This window comes from Dietzia sp. B19 (assembly GCF_014145155.1).
GTDB lineage: Bacteria > Actinomycetota > Actinomycetes > Mycobacteriales > Mycobacteriaceae > Dietzia > Dietzia natronolimnaea.
Genome location: NZ_JAALED010000490.1, coordinates 3,559 through 5,680, shown reverse-complemented (window position 1 = coordinate 5,680; position 2,122 = coordinate 3,559). Strand labels below are relative to the sequence as shown.

The 2,122-nt window shown below is 72.3% G+C and carries 3 protein-coding genes; all 3 read left to right on the top strand.

Features of this window, described 5'->3' with window-relative positions:
- A partial coding sequence (locus tag G6020_RS13465; RefSeq protein ID WP_347238378.1) for an ATP-binding protein occupies nt 1–497 on the top strand: 497 nt, incomplete at its 5' end.
- A complete protein-coding gene (locus G6020_RS13460; RefSeq protein WP_182610966.1) occupies nt 494–1,228 on the top strand; it encodes a response regulator transcription factor in 735 nt (244 codons plus the stop codon). The genes G6020_RS13465 and G6020_RS13460, both read left to right, overlap by 4 nt.
- Nucleotides 1,229–1,380: 152 nt before the next feature.
- On the top strand, nt 1,381–2,122 hold a 742-nt coding region (locus G6020_RS13455; protein WP_182610965.1), incomplete at its 3' end, for an ATP-binding cassette domain-containing protein.

The following is a 2,122-nucleotide window of genomic DNA, read 5'->3' as shown; positions in this document are numbered from 1 at the left end:
CGGCCCCCGCCGGCGACCCGGCCCCCGCCGGCGACCCGGCCTCCACCGGCGATCCCTCCCGCTCCGCGGGACACGGGGTCACCGACATCGAGCGGCTGGCCGCCTCCCACGACTCAGCCGACTTCTCCACCAGCGTCTCGGTGGTCACCGGCACGGGCCACCCGCTCGAGGAGGTCCCGCCGATCGTCGGTCTGTCCCTGTACCGCACCGCGCAGGAGGCACTGGCCAACGTCCGGCGACACTCCACCGCCGACCGCGCGGGAGTGGTCCTGCGCACCGGCGAGAACCCGGGCGGGAACCCGTACGCGGAGGTGGAGATCACCGACGCCGGACGCCCCCGGGCGGGGACCTCGGGGAGCGGACTGGGACTGCTGGGCATGCGCGAACGGGTGCGCTCCCACGGCGGCGAGTGCGAGATCGGCCCCCGGGTGACCGGCGGCTACCGGGTGCGGGTGCGTCTGCCCTACCGCCCCGACGTGGACGCCGACCGGGAATGAGCGACAACTCGGCGGGACCCGATTCCGCGGTGGGCGAGGACTCCACCGCGGTCCTGCGGATCCTCGTGGTGGACGACCAGGCGCTCATGCGCTCCGGATTCTCGATGATGCTCGGCGTGGAACCGGACCTGGAGGTGATCGGCGACGCCGCCGACGGCGCGGAGGCGGTCGAGATGTGCCGGCGGCTGCGCCCCGACGTGGTGTTGATGGACGTGCAGATGCCGGGCACCGACGGCATCGAGGCGACGCGGCTCATCACCGCAGAGGACCTGTCCAAGGTCCTGATCCTCACCACGTTCGACCGGGACGACTACCTGTTCGACGCACTGCGGGCCGGGGCGAGCGGATTCCTGCTCAAGAACTCCGACCCGGAGGACCTGGTCGACGGGGTCCGGGCCGTGGGCCACGGTCACGCGCTGCTCGCGCCCGAGGTCACGCGTCGGGTCATCGAGAGACTGACCACTCCTGTCCCGTCGGATGGCCGCGCCCCCACCCCCGCCGGCGCAGGATCTCGTCCGCCCTCCCTGGACCTGCTCACGGCCCGGGAGACCGAGGTCCTGCGTCTGGTCGCGCGGGGGTTGTCCAACGCGGAGATCGCGCGGACGCTGGTCGTGGGCGAGGCCACGGTCAAGACCCACGTGTCGGCGTGCCTGTCCAAACTCCACCTCCGCGACCGCGTCCAGGCGGTCGTCCTGGCCTACGAGGCCGGTCTCGTCCAGCCCGGCGAATGACCGCGACGCCCCCGGCGGCCGTCCGCCGACCGTCTCCCCCCTGAGGGGGAGACCCGTCCGACCGACCCCGGAGATGTCATCCTCCCGGCTGATCCGCCGGGCCACCCGTCGGCCATAGCGTGGACCCGGTACAGGACACCAGGGAGGACACCATGCTGGAACTCGACGGGCTCACCCGACGCTTCGGGGAGACCCTCGCCGTGGACGATGTCGGATTCGAGGTCCCGCGAGGGGCGATGACCGGCTTCGTCGGCGGCAACGGCGCCGGGAAGACCACCACCATGCGGATGATCATGGGCGTGCTGCAGCCCTCCGCCGGCACGGTCACATGGCGTGGCCGGGAGGTGACCGTCGCGGATCGTCGCACCTTCGGGTACATGCCCGAGGAACGCGGGCTGTATCCCAAGCAGCCGATCCTCGACCAACTCGTCTACCTCGGCAGACTCCAGGGGCGCAGTCCGGAGGGGGCACGACGCTCGGCGACCGAGCTGCTCGGGCGGTTCGGGCTCGGCGACCGCACGGCGGACAAGCTCGAATCGCTGTCACTGGGCAATCAGCAGCGCGTCCAGATCGTCGCGGCGGTCATCGGCGGACCGGAACTGCTCGTCCTCGACGAACCCTTCTCGGGTCTCGACCCGGTCGCCGTCGACTCGATGGTCGACCTGCTGCGCGAGTACACCAGCCAGGGTGTGCCCGTGCTGTTCTCCTCGCATCAGCTCGACCTGGTGGAACGGCTCTGCGACCACCTCGTCGTCCTGGCGCGCGGGCGGGTCGTCGCCCGCGGGACGGTGGACGACCTCCGCCGACGGGGGCGCGTCCTGCACCGCCTCGTCGTCGGCACCGACGCCGGGTGGGTCCGGGGGCTGCCGGGGGTCCACGTCGTCGACGTCGACG

Excerpts from the sequence above, each read along its gene's own strand:
- G6020_RS13460 (WP_182610966.1), top strand. The coding sequence starts at position 494 with ATGAGCGACAACTCGGCGGGACCCGATTCCGCGGTGGGCGAGGACTCC.